We start from the raw sequence: 17,204 nt of genomic DNA on the forward strand, positions 1-17,204 counted from the left end.
ATACTTTGGAATAAACGCCCTGCCAAAAAACAGGGCGCTCGTCTACAAGGTTAAGAATTACCTTTAGAAGCACAAATGGCAAACATAGGGGTTGGGTAATATAAAATTCGCTCTATTTCATCATGGACTAAATGACTAATAGTTTCCTCAACTTCTATCTGTTGAAAACCACAGCTGGGAAAAGCCTGTTGATCCCATAATGGCCGTCTTTTATACGTCAAAGGTAGTTTCCGGGCAATAGCCTCACTTTCTTCCCGCTGCTCCGGAGTAAGCTTATTATCTTGATACCCTTTTTCGATGGCCAGCTGACGATACTTATCACATTGAATTTGAAGCTCCGGATCACTCAAGTGCAAATTCCAATTGGCATCAAACACCAAGACCTTGCCGTTTGGTTTTAAGAGTCTGTACCATTCCTGGTATACTTCTAACGGATTGGGCATAAGCCAGGTGACATTTCTCGATACAATTACATCGAAGCTCTCGTTCGGCAGATCAACTGCATGGGCATCTGCTTTGATAAAGCGAATGGTCTTGCCGGCTGCCTCAGCATTTTTACGAGCTTGGTCCAACATATCTTGACACTTATCTACCGCCGTCACTGAATAATTCATCCCTGCTAACAGAATAGCAAAGAAGCCCGGTCCGGTTCCCACATCTAAGACCTGCAGATTGTCTCCTTGCCCGACATACTTCCGCAACAGTGACTCCCAAGCTTCTTTTTTCTGGCAAGCCATTTCCTTTTGGACAACTTCATTATAACTGTCAGCCCGCTTATCCCAATACTTTTCAATCCGATTTTCTAACATGCTTATCTCTCCTCGCTTTTATCGAACTTATGGCCATAACGTGGGAAACCCCATCACTGGTCTGAAGAATGGCGGCCTTCACTTGATACACTGTTCGGAGCATACTCGAAGTCAGTACCGCTGCAGGCGGTCCGGTTGCATACACCTCTCCGTTAGACAAGACAACAATTTCATCGGCAAAACGAGCTGCCATGTCCAGCTCATGAAGGGTCACCACCGTGGTCATATTTCGGGTGATAGTAAGTTTTTTAATAAGCTCTAACATTTCTAATTCTCGACTCAAATCCAAACTGGTTGTCGGTTCATCCAAGAGCAAAATACCAGGTTCTCTTACCAACGCCAGCGCAATAAACACCATTTGCCGTTGACCGCCGCTCAGCTCGCCAATATTCCTGGAAGCTAAATCTTCTATACCCAATTGCCTGAGTATTTTAAGCACACAATTCACTTCGACATCATTGACTTTCAGCGACAAAGAATGCACTTTTCCCAGCAGAACAACCTCAAAAACACTCAACACAGGCTTGCCAGAGCCTTCTTGCGATAGGAAGCTGATCTGGTTTGCCATGTCCTGTGCTTTCAGATTTTTTACGTTCTTGCCATCTATGAGAATATTACCCTGCCCCCGCAAGATGCCGCTGATACATTTGAGCAGCGTAGACTTGCCTGTAGCGTTAGGACCAATAACCGCCGTCAGCTTTCCCGGACGGAAGGTTAGATTAATGTTTCTCAAGATTGGTTGCGAACCATAGCCAAACGATAAATTACATATTTCCAACATTACCAATACTCTCTTTTCTGCGTCAGAATAAGGGAAAAGAAGAAAGGTACACCGATCAGGGATGTGACAATTCCAATTGGGAAAATCGCGCCTGGAATAATCAGCTTACTGCCAATCGAAGCAACCGAAAGCAGTAAGGCTCCGCCCAGAGCCGATAGGGGCAAAAAGAATCTCTGATCCTCCCCCACTAGCATTCTGGCGATATGAGGCCCCACCAAACCAATAAACCCGATTGTACCTACGAAACATACTGCCGACGCAGTCAATAGTGAAATAAGTACAAAGGTTTTTAGCCTCAACCTTTCTACATTTATCCCCAGACTTTTAGCTTTCTCATCGCCCAACTTCAGGGCAGTGAGCTTCCAAGCGTCTTTGACAATCATAGGAATGGCAAGCAGAAGAACTGCCGAAACTAACCCCACCTTGGGCCAGGTTGCCTTCATCAAGCTGCCAAATAGCCAAAAGACAATAGCCTGCAGCGCTTCGGCCGATGCCATATACTGGAGTAAAGCCAACAAGGCATGAAAGAGAAACATCAGCCCAATCCCGGCCAATACCATGGTTTCAGCCGTCATCGCCCTTGCCCGTCCAATAAAATAAATCAGCAGACAAGTTAAGAGCGCAAAAATAAAGGCACTGCTGGGAACAAGATAAGCCTCAGGTATTGGTAGCTTACCTCCCCCTACGACCATGGCCAGTGCCGCCCCAAAGCCTGCACCTGACGAAATACCCAATGTATAGGGACTAGCCAACGGATTATCCAGGATGGTCTGCATTTCAGCTCCGGCGATACCCAAGGTAGCTCCTACAACAATAGCCATCAAGCCCGTCGGCAGACGCAATGTCCAAACAATAACCTCAGTGGTCGGTTCAACCGTAGCTACCCCAAAAATCGTCTTAATTATGTCCGGGACAGATAGCCAAGCGGGCCCCACTAAAACATCAACCAGCAAACTCACTAAGCCTAGCGCGGCAAACATGAGCAAAAATGAGTATTTTCGGGCAACAATCCCTTGATATACCGCTTTTTCTTTGACTAATTCCATTCCATTTCTCCTCGTTTAATTCTGCAAATCCATCATCCAAAGACCACTCAGTTCGACCGGCATAAACTTTTTGTAAAATTCTTGCAAGGTCTGAAGCGGGTCGATATCCTTAAACTCTTCAGGATAAAACTTTTTGGCAAGATACTGAATAACCGCCGAATCATAGACCTCACGGGAAATGCCATGATGGATGGCAAACACTTGCTTATTCTTAACTGCCTTGAGTTCTGACCAACCTACCCGTTTGGTGAAGGCCTGCAGCAGCTTCTGAGATTCTGCTTGGTCGGCCATAAAGCCCAGCCGCAGAGATTCCGGTTTTTTGGGCCAGTATGAGCCAGTCAAAATGATAATGTCCGGATTAGCTTTCAGTAAGAACTCAGGATTAATTGGACCATATGTTTCAAATTTATCCTTGGTTATATTGTTTCCGCCGCATTGCTCCACTAAAGCACCCCACATATAGTTTCCGTAACTATTACCATAGGTAGCAGGGCTATCTGAGGCGCACTCTACATAAACTTTGGGTTTGGGCGTAGTTATGGTTTTTAAACGCGAGTAGATCTTATTAACCTCTTCTTGGTGATAGTTGGCAAGTTCCTGCGCCCGCTGCTCTTTACCAAGTATTTTACCCATCAATTGAATGCTCTTAGTATGATTTTCGATACTTTCAGTATGGTAATCGATAAACACAGTAGGTATCCCGGCTGCTTCTAGTTTATTTATAATATCCTGGGATTTTTTTAATAAGCCAAGCGGCAGAACAAGTACGTCCGCTTTTAAGGCAATAACCTTTTCAACACTAAAGGTATCTGTATCAATATTGCCTACATCAGGTATTTTATCTAGTTCTGGTATGGCCTCAGAGTATTTTGTCCACATGTCGAAACGATTGATTTTTAGTCCATCATCCATACCCGCAATCTTCTGATATACGGTTTTCCCCTCTAAGGCCATCATAGTAATAAAAGCACCTCCGCTGCCGCTCCACTGCAGCACCACCTTATTGACCGGAGCTTTGAGCTTAACTTCTCTCCCTGCAAGGTCGGTTACCTGGATTTGTTCACCATTTTTCGTTGTTGTTTGCTGCGAGCACCCTGTTAGTAGGGTAATAGCTAATAGAAATATCAAGACTAGTGAACATCGCCGTGTAAAAAAAAGATTCAGATTCATTGTAAATATCCCCTTTTCTAAATTTTGAGGGGTTACCCTGTGTCAGCCCTCTGCACCCAGTAAGAAAACACCGTCACATTAAAAATTATCCACCTTCCTTTCTAAAAAATAAAAAGACCATAAAGTCGACTCTTACGAGTCAAACCTCCATGGTCTTTGCAAACACCTTCATGGTCTTGCTAAGCAATATCATTTTTCTTTATTTTCTCTGTTGAACTGTATTCTCTAACCATTTGACAAATTCCTGCTAAGTTAAGCTTTTGGAAAAGATTTATCAGGGTTATCCAAAATAAAATATCGTGATATTTGGTATACGTGTTGTATATTGCATAAAATAACAAAATGGAATTATTACCATTATTATTGTTCGTGCTCGTGCTGATGACGAAGTCGTGGCTATCATTGTGAAGTTTGAAATTCCTAAACAAATTCCTTCAAATAAACTCTTGTGCGAGACAACAGCTGAACGAACATTTAACCTCTTATTCTTCTGAAATGATTGGATATTGATCATAAATCAAAAATCTGTTACGCTATTTATGAAATTATTATTGTTGGCTTATTTATAATAGGTAAGCAAAAATGGCCGTTCGGAGGGTTTTGATGGTTTATTTTACTTTTGTCATACTCACAATTATTTTTTGGGGAATTGCCCCTGTATTTGGTAAAATCGGTATCCAAAATGTTGATCCACTTTTGGGGCTTTCCATCAGAAGCTTTATTGTCAGTATTATTTTACTTGCAACATGTCTATTGACTGGTAAGTTTGCGAGCTTTAGCCAGGTCGCTATTAAGGACGTTCTTTTTATTGGGGCAGAAGGCTTATTTGCATCGTTATTAGGACAATTTGCTTATTATCATGCTTTAAAATTAGGTGCTATATCAAAAGTTGCTCCTATGCTTGCTACATATCCTGCCATAACTGTCTTTGTCGCCATACTTTTCCTTGGTGAAAAATTTACCTGGAATAAGTTTATTGGGCTAATGACTATTATTGTCGGAGTTATCTTAGTTAAACGCTAAAGTTCTTTAAGCCATTTTCCCTTAAAGAAATAGACAGACATGCAAGCAGCAGTGACGGCCCAGGTAATCGGATATGTCAGTGCCACACCGCGAACGTCATGGTAAAAGAACAGGATAGAAAAAAGAAGTATCGTTCTCAGTACACAGATATTCAGCAAGATGATGATCATGGGCGGGGTAGATTTTCCTGCACCGCGGATGGTTCCGCCCAGCACCTCCAGAATGACGTACAAGAAATAAAACGGGAAAGAAATCTGGATGACTCTTATTCCATAGTCGATTACAGAGGAATCCGGATTGAAGACCCCGAAGGCTTGTCTGCCAAATATCAACACCGTCACGCTGGTTGCGATTGTAAGCGTCATCCCTATCAAAAGGCAAATTTTTGTACCTATCCTCATTCTCTCTATTTTCCCAGCGCCGATGTTTTGGGCGGAAAAAGTGGTGATAGCCTGCCCAAAAGCAACTATCGGTAGATAGATTATTAGTTCCACCTTAAAATACGCGGTAAAAGCGGCAATCGCGTCCACGCCGAAACTGTTTATTTGGTACTGCACAAAAACATTTGACAAGGTGATAACCAGAGACTGGAGCCCGACAGGTACGCCGACTTTCAAAATGCGGAAAAAAATGTCCTTGTATAATCGGATCTTTATCCAGGACAAATGGTGGTCGCCTTTTGTCCTAGATAAATGAATGAGCACACACCCAGCAGCTATAGTCTGCGAAAAAAGAGTTGCCCATGCCACACCATCCACACCGTAGTCAAAGACTACTAAGAAAAGCGCGTCCATCACTACATTGGTGATACCGCCAATGAGCTGGAAAAGCAAGGGGCTCTTTGAGTCTCCCACCGCCCGGAGGATGCCTGCACCCATATTATAAGTAATGACAGATATGAAACTCAGAAAATAAATTCTTAGATACGACAACGAAGTGCTCCATATTTCTTCAGGCGTGTTCATCCAACGGAGGAAGTAAGGGGCTCCTAGATAGCCTATCACCATGAGTATAACTCCACCCAAAAAGCTAAGTCCGATGGCGGCATGCACTGCACGCTGCAAATCGGTCTTTGATTTTTGTCCAAAGCTCTGCGCAATGATTATGATCGTGCCTACAGACAAGCCCGTAAAAAAGCCAACCAGACAGGTGATGATCAGGCTGCTGGCTCCTACCGCCGCTGAAGCTTCTTTACCAAGAACATTGCCCACGAAAATCAAATCTACAGTATTGTACAACTGCTGGATCAAGCTACTTCCCAGCAGAGGCAGCGCGAACAGCAGCAGTTGCTTCCATATGGTGCCTTCTGTCAGGTCGCGCGTTCTCTTTGCTTTTTCAATCGTTTCCAAATTAGTTATTCTCCATATTGTCCCCCAGACAGGGACACTTTTTCTCCCTAGTCGAAATACAAATGACAAGCCGTAAAATGATTGGTTTTTACTTCTTTTAGTTCAGGCTTTTCTCTGAAGCATTTCCCTGCACATTTTGTACATCTGGAGTTAAAACTACATCCAATTGGAATCTCCGACGGGCTTGGCGGATCCCCTTCAATTACTTCGATTGCCGAATTACTTTCTCCTTGGACAGAAAATACGGACGCCAATAATGCTTTAGTATAAGGATGAACTGCCTCCGTGGTCAACACCTCACTGTCAATGACTTCAACAATTCGACCGAGATACATGACTGCGATCCTATGGCAGATCTTTCGAATCAACGCCAAATCATGTCCGATAAAAATATAGGACAAGCCTTGCTCTTTTTGTAAATCCACCAGGAGCTGAACCACCTGGGCCTGTATAGAAACATCCAGGTCCGAGGTGGCTTCATCGCATACAATGATCTCAGGCTTTAAGGATAAGGCTCGAGCTATTGCCGCTCTTTGCTTTTGTCCCCCGCTTAACTGATGCGGATATCTGCTTATAATAGTCTCTGGAAGACCAACCATGTCCAGCAGTTTTTTGGTTTCCACCATAGCTTGACCTTTATTCACAAGCTTAAAGTTTAAGAGCGGCTCACTGACAATGTCCCCTAGCTTCATACGAGGATTGAAGGATGCAGAAGGATCTTGAAAGATCATTTGCATCGTTCTTCGATTTTGCCTAAGTTCTTCGCTCTTTAGATGGGTAATGTCTCTATTCTTATAAAAAATGTTTCCCGAGGTCGCACTTTCCAAATGTGCAATGATCCTTGCCAGCGTACTTTTACCACAGCCACTTTCGCCAACGATGCCTAAACTTTGGCCAGAATACACCTCTAAGCTCACATTATCAACGGCCGTTAACTTTTTGCCGCCTTCTAAGGCAAACTGCTTAGTAAGATTTTTTATTTCCAGGATGGGTTGCATGTCTTCAAACAAGGCGACGTCCTCCCAATTCAGGTATGGCTGATAACAGCTTGAGCGTATATTCATGCTGAGGATGATTAATCACCTGAGTTCTAGTGCCCCATTCCACGAATTCACCTTGCCGCATGACTCCTATTTTATCCGACATATAGGAGGCTACACCCATATTATGCGTAACTATGATAATGCTTGTCTTAAACTGCTTCCTCAAGTCCATCATCTGTCTTACAACCTGTGCTTGAATAGTAACGTCAAGAGCACTGGTGGGCTCGTCTGCTAAAAGAAGCTCTGGCTCCATAGTCATGGCCATGGCAATAGCCACTCTTTGCTTCATACCGCCGCTCAATTGAAACGTATAAGAATTCATGATACCGGCTGCATCAGGCAACCGCATCTTCCCCAGCATATCGATAGCTTTAGCATAGGCCTCAGCTTTTGAACTTTCAAAATGACACTGGATACTTTCAATAAACTGACTGCCAATTTTTCGGGTTGGATTTAAGGCTGCGCCTGAATTCTGAAAGATCATGGCTATTCTGTTGCCGCGCAGTTCTCTCCATTCTTGCTTCGAATAATCCAGGAGATTTCGGCCTTTGAAAATTATCTCACCGTCAGAAACCCTGCCTCCAATAGGAAGCAGGCCTAAGACCGCACGGATAAGTGTTGACTTTCCACTGCCGCTTTCCCCTACTATTCCTATTATTTCTTGAGGATTAACGGACATGTTGACGTTTTTGACAACTGACTTCTGCCCACCATAGTCTATGGATAGATTATTTATCGTTAAAATTTCCATAGTATCATTCAATGGTTACCTTGTTATTGAGTAGATAGTAATCAACGGGATACATTTTTATGCCGCTCACCGTTTTCTTACTAATTATATTAAGCGTCGGTGTGACAAGGAAAAGATCTGCGTTATCATTTAAGATTATTTGTTGTGCTTTGATGGCAAGGCCATATCTTGCTTGAGTATCACGTTCCGTGCTCAGTTTATTAATCAGAGCATCTACCTCTTGGTTAGTATATCCGCCATAATTTGCGCTTCCGCCTGTCTTAAAGTACAAGGTTAGGAAGGACTGGGGATCCCCTGTCGTTGCCGTATTGACACTGTATAAGCAAAGATCGAAATCATTGTTTTTCAACACTGTGGCAACGGATTCATACGATTCCAGCTTAAGGCTTATCCCAATTTCTTTAAGCTGCGCCTGCATCGCTTCCCCAAGGATCGGAAGCTCGGCACGGGTTGGATAAAGCGCCATCCTCAATTCTAATTTCTTTCCGTTTTTTTCCAAGATGCCATCCTTGTCTGAATCTGCATAGCCCGCATCCGCCAAGAGCTTAGCTGCTGCTGCCTTATCATACGTATAGCCTGTCAGCTTTTTTGCCCCAAAAGGCAAGGATGCCGGGAAAGGACCGACTGCAGCAATAGCAGTTCCTTTCAGGAGTGTTTTGGCATAAGATTCCCTGTCAACGCCTAAAGCAATAGCCTTACGCACAGCTGGATCCTTTAAGAACTCACTATTCAAATTTTCATAGCCCATTATGATCCGCAGGCTGGAAATTTTGTCCACCTTATAGCTCGAATTACCCTCATAGAGTGCTATATTACTACTGGAAATATTATTGGCGACATCAATTTCACCGCTCTGCAGGGCCATGGAACGCGTATTATTATCCTTAATATATTTAAAGGTTACCAGATCTGCCAAGGCTTTCTCGCCCCAATACTCCTTGTTTTTTTCTACAACCGCCTGTTTACTTTCAGAATAGGACTGAATTTTAAAAGGGCCTGTACCTATCGGAGCCTGAGCAAAGGTCTCTGTCTTCGCCGTGGTGTCCACTACAATTGCCAAAGGATCAGCTAAATTACCCAATAATGCTTCATAAGGAGTTTTGGTCGTTATCGTCAGATTTTGTCCATCTGCTGTCATAGAATTGATCAGTAAGATCTCCGCCGTTCTTGGATTCAGCTTTAAAGATCGTTCGAGCGATGATTTTACAGCTTCAGCCGTGACTACTACCCCATTATGGAATTTAACCCCTGGCCGGATGTGAAATTTCCAGGTTAAATCATCGGCTCTATTCCATGAATCTGCCAGGAGAGGTTCTATTTGCATATTATCAGTGAATTTTACCAAGGTTTCACCGATACCAAACATGTAAACATACCAACCATTAAATTCCAGGGCCGGATCTATATTCGTCGGAAACTGCCCTATTCCAAAGACAATACTTTTTGTTCCTCCGTTAGCCGTTTTATCCCCAGAGTTACTTTTCCCACATGCTACAAGGCTTGTACACAATAACACCATAACCAGAAAGATCGCTAGTTTCTTTTTCATTTACATTCCCTCCAGATAGTTTTTAATACTCTTGATTCGGGTCTAATATATCTCTAAGGCTATCGCCTAGTAGATTAAAGATCATAACCGTGATAAAGATTGCCATTCCCGGATAGATCATCAGCCAAGGCTCTGTCTGCATATTGTTCCTGCCTTCACTAAGCATATAACCCCACTCAGGAGTTGGGGGCTGAGCGCCAAGACCTAAGAATGAGAGGGCTGATATCTCCAGCATCATTACGCCTATATCCATAGCCGCCATGACAATAAGTGTTGGGATTATATTGGGCAAGATATATTTAAGAATTACTTGATACCGTTTAGCTCCTCCCATTTTAGCCGCGAGGATATAGTCTCTTTCTTTGACAGCCAGGACTAAGCTCCTGCTTACCCGAGTATATTTAGTCCAGCTTACAGCGGCTAGGGCTATAACAACATTCATCAAACTGGCTCCCAGCACTCCGGCAATGGCGATCGCAAAAACAAGGCCTGGAAAGGCTAAAAAAACATCAGAAATTCTCATAATGATGGTATCGACTCTTCTGCCCACATATCCTGCCACTGTACCGATTGCTGTGCCAACTGTAAGCACTATGCCAACTAGGCAAAAGGTCAATTTCAAAGAAGTCCTGGCACCATATAAAAGTCTCGATAGCAGACATCTGCCCAGCTGATCCGTCCCGAGCGGGAACTCCGCACTTCGACCTTGCAGTGTATGGGCCAGATTGCTTTTCAGTGGGTCATTAGGCGCAAGATAGGGCGCGAATACACTGACAGTCACCATTAGCAGCGCTAAGGCTGAGAAAAATGCAAATGCTTTATTCTTTCTGAGAACTGCCATAAGCTCTTCCACCTTAACCCCCCTTTTCCCAATGAATGCGGGGATCAAGAAGATGATAGGAAATATCCACCACCATATTGACCACGACATAGATGAGCGCCATCCAAACGACATAACCCTGAATCAAGGGATAATCCCTGTTAAATATAGCCTCAACCGCCAGCTTACCTACACCCGGCCAAACAAAAATTGTTTCAACAATGGCCGCCCCTCCCAATAATGAACCCACGGATAACCCTAATAGCGTGACAATGGGTATTAATGACTTTTGGAGGATATGTTTGAATAGTATTGTTCTATCTTTAAGGCCTCTGGCTTTAGCCGCGATGACATAATCCTGACCTATTTCTTCCAGGATAGCTGCCATCAGCTGCCTGGTATATTTTGATGCCATAGCCAACGCCAGAGTGACTGTTGGTAAGAGGATGCCGGACCAGTCGGAGTTTCCCATAATCGGTAAAATCTTGAGCTTTACAGAGAATACGTACATTAATAACAACCCCAGCCAAAAGCTCGGCATGGATATTCCTACAAAGGACAGGATTCTGATGATGTAGTCTGAGGCCTTATTCCTGTAAAACGCTGATATAATACCTAAAGGCAGGGCAACGATCATCATCAAGCCCAGTGATGTCCCGGCCAGCTCCAGAGTAGCGGGCAACCTGGAGATTATTAGATCGGACACCGACCTGCTATATTGATACGAGACGCCAAAATCCCCTTGTATTACACCCATCAGCCACTCGCCATAGCGAGTTAAGAACGGCTTATTCAGCCCCATTCCCGCTCTCACCTGTTCCACAAGTTGCGGAGTCGGCGTCCCCCCTGTGGCTGTAAGCATGAGCACAGCCGGGTCACCCGGGGAAAGATAGGTCAAGGTAAATGTTAAGAAGGTAATTCCTAATAAGACGGGTATCAACTGCAGTAACCTTTTCAGGATGTATTTGCACAACTTGTTTCTTTCTCCCCTCAACGAGTTCCTAAAGTCTGAAGATTTTCATCAGATGTCCCAAGGCCTCACTAGGTTCTTCATGGCTGCATTTCACAGGGTAATACCTACGAAAAAGCACTGGAGAATATTAAGTATTAGTACAAACTCTTTTAGACACGCATGAGGATAAGCAAGATCCATAACTTGGAGACTCATCGATTAAACGTCAACACTTCAACTGATGTCTAATTATTTAAAAACGTAATGCCCGAGTGATACTTCAACCATGTCCCCATTTGTTTTGGCGCTTTTCACATCATAGTCCAACAGCTTTTTATTCCTTTCAAAGATAGGGTCAGGTACAGGAACGGCCGACAAAAGAGACTGTGTATACGGGTGGAGCGGATTATTAAATAATTCTTTGGTTGTTGCAAGTTCCATAAGTCTGCCATGAAGCATCACGGCCACCTTGTCACAAATAAACTTAATGATGGAGAGGTCATGGGCGATTAAGAGAAATGAAAACCCCCGCTCGCGCTGCAAGCGTTGAAACAAGTTAATGATCTGCGCCTGAATTGAAACATCCAAGGATGCAACAGGCTCATCAGCAATAATCAAATCAGGACTCGTGCTTAAGCATCTTGCAATGGCAACACGTTGACGCTGACCCCCTGAAATCTCAGTGGGATATTTCGTTTTATAGGTGTTATCCAAGCCCACTTCCAACAGTAAGGACTCTAATTTATCTCGAAGCTCATCTTTGTTCCTTATAATACGGTTAATCTTCAGCGGCTCAGTAATTATCTGTTCGACCGTCATTCTTGGATTTAGAGCAGCAGCTGAATCCTGAAATATTATCTGCATGTTTTGGTGGATATCTTTTTTATTCTGCCGATAGATCCTTTTTTCGGATATCCTATTGCCCTTAAAATATACTTCACCTCCCGTGGCTGGGTATATTCCCATAATCGTACGCGCAACTGTTGATTTTCCAGAGCCGGTTTCACCTACAAGGCCAAAAACTTCGCCCTTATTAACTTGAAAAGTCACACCATTTATAGCTTTGATCGTTAAATCTTTGTTTATATGAAAATACTGTTTCAAATTACAAACACTTAAAATTTCCTCTGTTTCCATGCTTCAGTCCTACTTCCCAGTGAAATTGGGGGCGTAATTTTTGGCGCTCTGTCATCAAGTAACCACGTAGCCGCACTATGGGTGGGATTAATTTGAAACATTGGTGGCATTTCTTCGTAATCAATCGCCAGAGCAAATTCGTTTCGAACAGCAAATGCGTCACCGGGCGGAGGAGACAGCATAACTGGTGGCATACCGGGAATACTGGTAAGATTCTCCCCCGCCTTAGTCATAGATGGCAAAGATGACATCAACCCCCACAAATAAGGATGTCGAGGATCATAATAGACTTCTTCTGCCGTACCGATTTCAACTATTTTTCCGGCGTACATCACCGCCACACGGTCTGCAATGCGGGCCACAGCTCCCAAATCATGAGAAATAAAAATGATTGAAATACCGGTCTTATCCCGAATATCTAAAAGAAGATCGATTATTTTGGCCTGAACCGTCACGTCAAGCGCAGTAGTGGCTTCATCCGCAAACAACACCTTGGGATTGGAGGCCAGAGCTATTGCTAAGACACAGCGTTGGCGCATGCCACCCGAAAAAAAGTGTGGCTGCAGCGCAAACATCTGTTCAGGATTTTCAATGCCTACCAAAGCCAGCATTTCCAACGCTCGTTTTCTGGCCTGCTCCCTGTGTGCCTTGTTATGTTTTAAGATAGATTCAGTAATCTGCTTGCCTATCGGAATTGTTGGGTTTAACGTTGTCATGGGGTCCTGAAATACCATAGACAAAATACCACCGCGCAACTTACGCATTTGTTTTTCTTTATAATCCGTTATATCTTCTCCCTCAACTATAATTCGCCCCTGTTTTATCCTCGAAGATTTAGGAAGCAGCTTCAGAACTGATTGACTCATAACGGTTTTGCCACATCCGGATTCCCCTACTAAAGCCAAGATTTCGCCTTTGTTGAGTGATAAACTAACATCTCTGACAGCTTCAACCTCACCCTTTGGTGTATCAAAGCTAACTGATAAGTTTTTAAGTTGCAAAACAGGTTCCATTATTGAAAGTTCCTCCCATATTTGATGTAAGATGTGCCGAGTTTTCACTGAAATACCCGGCACATCTTACAATTACTGTAGCAGTTTTATTCTAACTTAAGCTTTCTACTTTTTTGAAAGTTTCCAATCTTCAATATTCCACATCACGCCCACCGCATGGTGTCCGAGCACTCTTTTGGTGTCGGGACCGTCAAGGCCACTAATGCCTACATAATTGCCGTCCAGATAGGCGATTAAGACAGAAGCTGGTTCCTTGGCAAAAGCAACTTCAAATTGACCATACAAGCTCTTTCTTTCATTAGCATCCTTGGAATGTCTTGCTTGGGTAAGTAAATTGTCCACGACCGGATTGGAGTATTTCATAGTGTTCGCGCTTCCGTCTGTAATGAATTGCTTATAGGCTCCATCCGGATCAAACTCAGCTGCATACCCGGCTAAGAAGCCGTCATATCCGGCCTTCCAGTCGAACTTTGTCACAAGAACGATTTCCATCTCAACGCCTGCATCTTTCAGCTGCTTTGAAACAACATTGGCAATATCTACGCGCTCTTCTTCGTAATCACGTACCTGAATTTTGAAGTGGAACTTTTGACCATTGCGTGCATAGATACCGTCGCTCCCTTTAGTCCAGCCAAGCTTGGTCATCTCTTGGGCAAACTTATCCAGATCATATGGGTAGATGTCCGCTGCCTTATTGCCGCCAAAAGCGTTCAGCTGCATGGGGCTGTAGGCAGGGCCACCCTCACCGGTAAGCACGCTTTTCACGACAGCTTCTTTATCGATAGCATCGTTAAGCACACCAATTGAATCCTTGTTTTGGATCCAGAATTTAGATCTGAAATCCATTGACACAGCACGGTAGTCCGCTGTTGTAAAATCGTAATTTTTGAAGCCCGGCTTACCCTGGAAATTCTTAGCATATTTGGCATTGAGCCAGGCCAGGTCTGCTTCGCCGGATTGCAGCATAGTGGCCTTGGTGCTTTCCACCGCAACAGTTTTGTAGACTATTTTTTCAATGTTCGGGACCTTAGCGTAGTATTTTTCGTTTCTCACCACTTCTACCGTTCCGCCGGATTTATCCCACTTAACAAACTTATAACGACCGGTGCCGACAGGATTTTGGTTGAAGGGGGCTGTCGTAAGGTCCTGACCCTCAAGCAGATGCTTCGGAATGATGCCAATTGTAAAATAATTAAGCATGGCAGCATTATATTGCGCAAGAGTTATCTCAACGGTTAACTCATCCTTCGCTTTGACGCTGGCGATATCCTTGTAATCATCAAGAAGCGTTGAAGCTAAGGTTTTATCGGTGGTCAACTCTTTATAGGTGTAGACAACGTCCTCAGCAGTAAACGGTTTACCATCCTGCCACAAAACCCCTGGCCTCAGATTGAAGGTATAAGTGAGTGACTTTTCATCATAGGTATAACTTTTTGCTAAGTCTTCAATAGGCTTGCCGGAAGCGTCATACTTCATCAAACCGGAAAAAATAATACTCACCAACTCGCTTTGACCGGTGACAACGGGGTTAATTGTATCTGTATTCTCGCCTGCATAAACCAGGGTATTGGACAAATCAGAGGCGTCCTTTGCTGTACTCTTGGTTGAGCTGGCGCTTGAAGAACACCCTGTAAAGCTCAAGATAACCCCTAAACATAAAATGACTGCCAATAGTGTCTTGATTCTTTGCTTGTAATTCATACTCATCCTCCTCTAATTTAATGGCTCTAACGGCAATTGCCCTTTATAGAATGCTTTCCCGTTTGTTTGTTTCTCTTCTGAAGAAATAGGCGATATTTGTGATACACACCAAGGTTGTTATTAGGAATACGCCCGGGATTATTATGACCCACCAGGTATTGAGCAGCAGTGCTTTGTTGGCAAGAGATAGCATGCTTCCCCAGGAAATAACATTCACAGGAAGCCCCAAACCGAGAAAACTCAGAGTAGACTCCAAGGACATGCTTGAACTGATACAGGATACAACAACAAACATAATTGTTGAAACCAGATTTGGTATCAAGTGTGTCCACATCGTATGCAGGAAGCTTCCTCCCATGCATTGCGCGGCAAGCATGTATTCACTGCTGCGTATCTGCCTGACTTCACTGCGCACGATTCTTGCCAAGGCGCACCAACTGGTCACGCCAATGACAAAGGATATCTTTAGAACATTCTGCGTTCCCATAACCGACGCCAGCAACAAGACAAGCAACAAGATCGGAATACTATTAATAAGCTCGGGAACGCGCATCATGACCGCATCAACGCGTGAATTTGCAGTACCGCTACAACCGAAGACAACCCCTATCACAGTGATGATCGCCATGCTCAGCAGACCTATAAAGATTGAAGCTCGTCCACCATACCAGATCATGGAAAAAATATCGCGACCCAGCGAGTCTGTCCCGAAATAGAATTGCGCATTGGGTGCTTCACTAAGATTCTGTAGATAAAAACCTGTCGGGTCATGATTATTCACTTGTTCTGCAAAAACGCACCCCAATACGATGATGCTGAGAAGGACAATGGCGATAATTGGTTTTCCCTTCAGTCTATTTCTAAACGACGGTTTTGTCTCCTCTGGCCTATGAATCTTGTAATTAGCCCCGACTATGACAAACTTTTCTCTGCTTTTTTCCGCCATGCCAGTGCCTCCGTCAATTTCATTCTTGGGTCAATTACTTCATTGATCGATTGTGCAATGATACTGCTCAAAATAACCAGTATTCCGGTAATCAGCACAACCAATATCAGTAAATTGTAATCATGATATTTTGCACTTTGGATGGAAAGTGCCCCTATGCCAGGGTAATTGAATACTGACTCCGCAATATAGGTTCCACTTAAGACATGAGGGATCGAAATAGCCATGATGCTGACAATGGTCGGTGCAACATTGCGAAAACAATGCTTGAAAACAATTTCATGTTTTGTACAGCCCTTGGATTTGGCTAAAAACACATAATCTTTGCGCACTTCATCCAGAAGCTTGTTTCTGATCATATAGGCGTAATACCACAGGTGACTGAGTATCATGACTACCAGCGGTAAAATCATATGCTGTATTCGATTTAAGATATCGCCCGATTTGCCGATATCATAAGCCCCACTGCTTGGTAGCCATCTCAGATTAATACTAAAAATCAAGACCAAAACAACGCCCAACCAAAATGGTGGTATATAATAGGCCGCTGTTCCCACTTTGCAGATGATTCGATCCATTAACGTATCTTCATTCATTGCGCAAAACAAGGCAAGGAGAGTGGCTAAACCGAAAACAAGTATGTAGGCTGTGCCCCCAAGAATCAAAGTGTTTCCGATTAGTGGAGAAATAACATCTATCGCCGGCATCTTGCTTTTCAGCGATAAGCCAAAATCACCCTGAAATGCGTTGCTACTCCATTTGATGTATTGAACATAGATAGGGCCATCCAGGCCTAAACGAACTCTCGCAGCGTCTAGTTCTACTGTGGTCATGGATTCAACTGCATCGCCGTAATAGGATTGCAGCGGATCACCAGGTGCCAGACGCGCCAAATAAAAAACTCCAACTGATAGTATAAACATAGTGAGTATAAATCCTATTGCTCTTCTTGTTATCTTTTTAAAAATCATTGATTTTTTGTTCAATCAGTTCCACCCACCTTCCTTTGCAGCTGCAAACACACCCTGTTCTTCAATTCGCCCTCCTTTCAAACAAAAAAAGGCCATGAAAGTAGGACTCTAACGAGTCAAACCTCCATGGCCTTTGCAAATAC

At 43.6% G+C, this 17,204-nt stretch carries 16 protein-coding genes; 1 reads left to right on the top strand and 15 read right to left on the bottom strand.

The window, feature by feature from the left end; genetic code table 11:
- Positions 1–50: 50 nt before the first annotated feature.
- The 4 genes from DSBG_RS00550 to DSBG_RS00565 are packed head-to-tail and all read right to left on the bottom strand — an operon-like array spanning position 51 to position 3,806.
- On the bottom strand, positions 51–809 hold the full coding sequence (locus DSBG_RS00550) for a class I SAM-dependent methyltransferase (RefSeq protein WP_068962275.1): 759 nt from the start codon (positions 807–809) through the stop codon (positions 51–53).
- Entirely contained in the window at positions 790–1,590 is an 801-nt protein-coding gene (locus DSBG_RS00555; protein WP_068962276.1) for an ABC transporter ATP-binding protein, read from the bottom strand. The genes DSBG_RS00550 and DSBG_RS00555 overlap by 20 nt, the downstream gene beginning before the upstream one ends.
- Positions 1,590–2,636 carry a FecCD family ABC transporter permease gene (locus DSBG_RS00560; RefSeq protein WP_068962277.1) on the bottom strand — a complete coding sequence of 349 codons (1,047 nt, stop codon included), beginning with the start codon at positions 2,634–2,636 and terminating at the stop codon, positions 1,590–1,592. The genes DSBG_RS00555 and DSBG_RS00560 overlap by 1 nt, the downstream gene beginning before the upstream one ends.
- A 15-nt stretch (positions 2,637–2,651) precedes the next feature.
- Complete coding sequence (locus DSBG_RS00565) at positions 2,652–3,806, bottom strand: ABC transporter substrate-binding protein (protein WP_068962278.1); 1,155 nt, start codon at positions 3,804–3,806, stop codon at positions 2,652–2,654.
- A gap of 603 nt (positions 3,807–4,409) precedes the next feature.
- Here DSBG_RS00565 and DSBG_RS00570 point away from each other — a divergent pair.
- Positions 4,410–4,829 (top strand): EamA family transporter, encoded by a 420-nt coding sequence (locus DSBG_RS00570; RefSeq protein ID WP_068962279.1) that lies wholly within the window; start codon positions 4,410–4,412, stop codon positions 4,827–4,829.
- Here DSBG_RS00570 and DSBG_RS00575 read toward each other — a convergent pair.
- From DSBG_RS00575 to DSBG_RS00625, 11 genes are all read right to left on the bottom strand, one after another.
- Entirely contained in the window at positions 4,826–6,178 is a 1,353-nt protein-coding gene (locus DSBG_RS00575) for an MATE family efflux transporter (RefSeq protein WP_242877357.1), read from the bottom strand. The two genes, DSBG_RS00570 and DSBG_RS00575, sit on opposite strands and share 4 nt — an antisense overlap.
- A 47-nt stretch (positions 6,179–6,225) precedes the next feature.
- Positions 6,226–7,188, bottom strand: coding sequence for an ABC transporter ATP-binding protein (locus DSBG_RS00580; RefSeq protein ID WP_141694208.1), 963 nt, complete (start codon positions 7,186–7,188; stop codon positions 6,226–6,228).
- Entirely contained in the window at positions 7,181–7,972 is a 792-nt protein-coding gene (locus DSBG_RS00585; RefSeq protein WP_083236664.1) for an ABC transporter ATP-binding protein, read from the bottom strand. The genes DSBG_RS00580 and DSBG_RS00585 overlap by 8 nt, the downstream gene beginning before the upstream one ends.
- 4 nt (positions 7,973–7,976) lie before the next feature.
- Positions 7,977–9,521, bottom strand: coding sequence for an ABC transporter substrate-binding protein (locus DSBG_RS00590; protein WP_068962280.1), 1,545 nt, complete (start codon positions 9,519–9,521; stop codon positions 7,977–7,979).
- 22 nt (positions 9,522–9,543) lie between these two features.
- Positions 9,544–10,362, bottom strand: coding sequence for a nickel transporter permease (gene nikC, locus DSBG_RS00595; protein ID WP_141694212.1), 819 nt, complete (start codon positions 10,360–10,362; stop codon positions 9,544–9,546).
- Between the two features lie 13 nt (positions 10,363–10,375).
- Positions 10,376–11,314: a nickel ABC transporter permease gene (nikB, locus tag DSBG_RS00600; RefSeq protein WP_068962282.1), complete on the bottom strand. Its 939-nt coding sequence runs from the start codon at positions 11,312–11,314 to the stop codon at positions 10,376–10,378.
- A 228-nt stretch (positions 11,315–11,542) separates the two neighbouring features.
- The gene (locus DSBG_RS00605) at positions 11,543–12,430 is read right to left on the bottom strand and encodes an ATP-binding cassette domain-containing protein (protein WP_068962283.1); all 888 of its coding nucleotides are present in this window, start codon (positions 12,428–12,430) and stop codon (positions 11,543–11,545) included.
- On the bottom strand, positions 12,409–13,443 hold the full coding sequence (locus tag DSBG_RS00610; RefSeq protein WP_068962284.1) for an ABC transporter ATP-binding protein: 1,035 nt from the start codon (positions 13,441–13,443) through the stop codon (positions 12,409–12,411). The genes DSBG_RS00605 and DSBG_RS00610 overlap by 22 nt, the downstream gene beginning before the upstream one ends.
- A 105-nt stretch (positions 13,444–13,548) precedes the next feature.
- The gene (locus DSBG_RS00615) at positions 13,549–15,144 is read right to left on the bottom strand and encodes an ABC transporter substrate-binding protein (protein WP_068962285.1); all 1,596 of its coding nucleotides are present in this window, start codon (positions 15,142–15,144) and stop codon (positions 13,549–13,551) included.
- A gap of 43 nt (positions 15,145–15,187) precedes the next feature.
- A complete protein-coding gene (locus tag DSBG_RS00620) occupies positions 15,188–16,090 on the bottom strand; it encodes an ABC transporter permease (RefSeq protein ID WP_068962286.1) in 903 nt (300 codons plus the stop codon).
- Positions 16,057–17,076 carry an ABC transporter permease gene (locus DSBG_RS00625; protein WP_068962287.1) on the bottom strand — a complete coding sequence of 340 codons (1,020 nt, stop codon included), beginning with the start codon at positions 17,074–17,076 and terminating at the stop codon, positions 16,057–16,059. The genes DSBG_RS00620 and DSBG_RS00625 overlap by 34 nt, the downstream gene beginning before the upstream one ends.
- Between the last annotated feature and the right edge of the window lie 128 nt (positions 17,077–17,204).

This window comes from Desulfosporosinus cupriresistens, from assembly GCF_001707885.1.
Taxonomy (GTDB): Bacteria; Bacillota; Desulfitobacteriia; order Desulfitobacteriales; family Desulfitobacteriaceae; genus Desulfosporosinus.

What these genes read in the sequence shown, in the direction of transcription:
- DSBG_RS00585 (WP_083236664.1), bottom strand. Translation starts at nt 7,972, where the DNA reads ATGGAAATTTTAACGATAAATAATCTATCCATAGACTATGGTGGGCAG.
- DSBG_RS00605 (WP_068962283.1), bottom strand. Translation starts at nt 12,430, where the DNA reads ATGGAAACAGAGGAAATTTTAAGTGTTTGTAATTTGAAACAGTATTTT.
- DSBG_RS00555 (WP_068962276.1), bottom strand. Translation starts at nt 1,590, where the DNA reads ATGTTGGAAATATGTAATTTATCGTTTGGCTATGGTTCGCAACCAATC.
- DSBG_RS00590 (WP_068962280.1), bottom strand. Translation starts at nt 9,521, where the DNA reads ATGAAAAAGAAACTAGCGATCTTTCTGGTTATGGTGTTATTGTGTACA.
- DSBG_RS00615 (WP_068962285.1), bottom strand. Translation starts at nt 15,144, where the DNA reads ATGAATTACAAGCAAAGAATCAAGACACTATTGGCAGTCATTTTATGT.
- DSBG_RS00570 (WP_068962279.1), top strand. Translation starts at nt 4,410, where the DNA reads ATGGTTTATTTTACTTTTGTCATACTCACAATTATTTTTTGGGGAATT.
- DSBG_RS00560 (WP_068962277.1), bottom strand. Translation starts at nt 2,636, where the DNA reads ATGGAATTAGTCAAAGAAAAAGCGGTATATCAAGGGATTGTTGCCCGA.
- DSBG_RS00620 (WP_068962286.1), bottom strand. Translation starts at nt 16,090, where the DNA reads ATGGCGGAAAAAAGCAGAGAAAAGTTTGTCATAGTCGGGGCTAATTAC.
- DSBG_RS00610 (WP_068962284.1), bottom strand. Translation starts at nt 13,443, where the DNA reads ATGGAACCTGTTTTGCAACTTAAAAACTTATCAGTTAGCTTTGATACA.
- DSBG_RS00550 (WP_068962275.1), bottom strand. Translation starts at nt 809, where the DNA reads ATGTTAGAAAATCGGATTGAAAAGTATTGGGATAAGCGGGCTGACAGT.
- nikC (WP_141694212.1), bottom strand. Translation starts at nt 10,362, where the DNA reads ATGGCAGTTCTCAGAAAGAATAAAGCATTTGCATTTTTCTCAGCCTTA.
- DSBG_RS00565 (WP_068962278.1), bottom strand. Translation starts at nt 3,806, where the DNA reads ATGAATCTGAATCTTTTTTTTACACGGCGATGTTCACTAGTCTTGATA.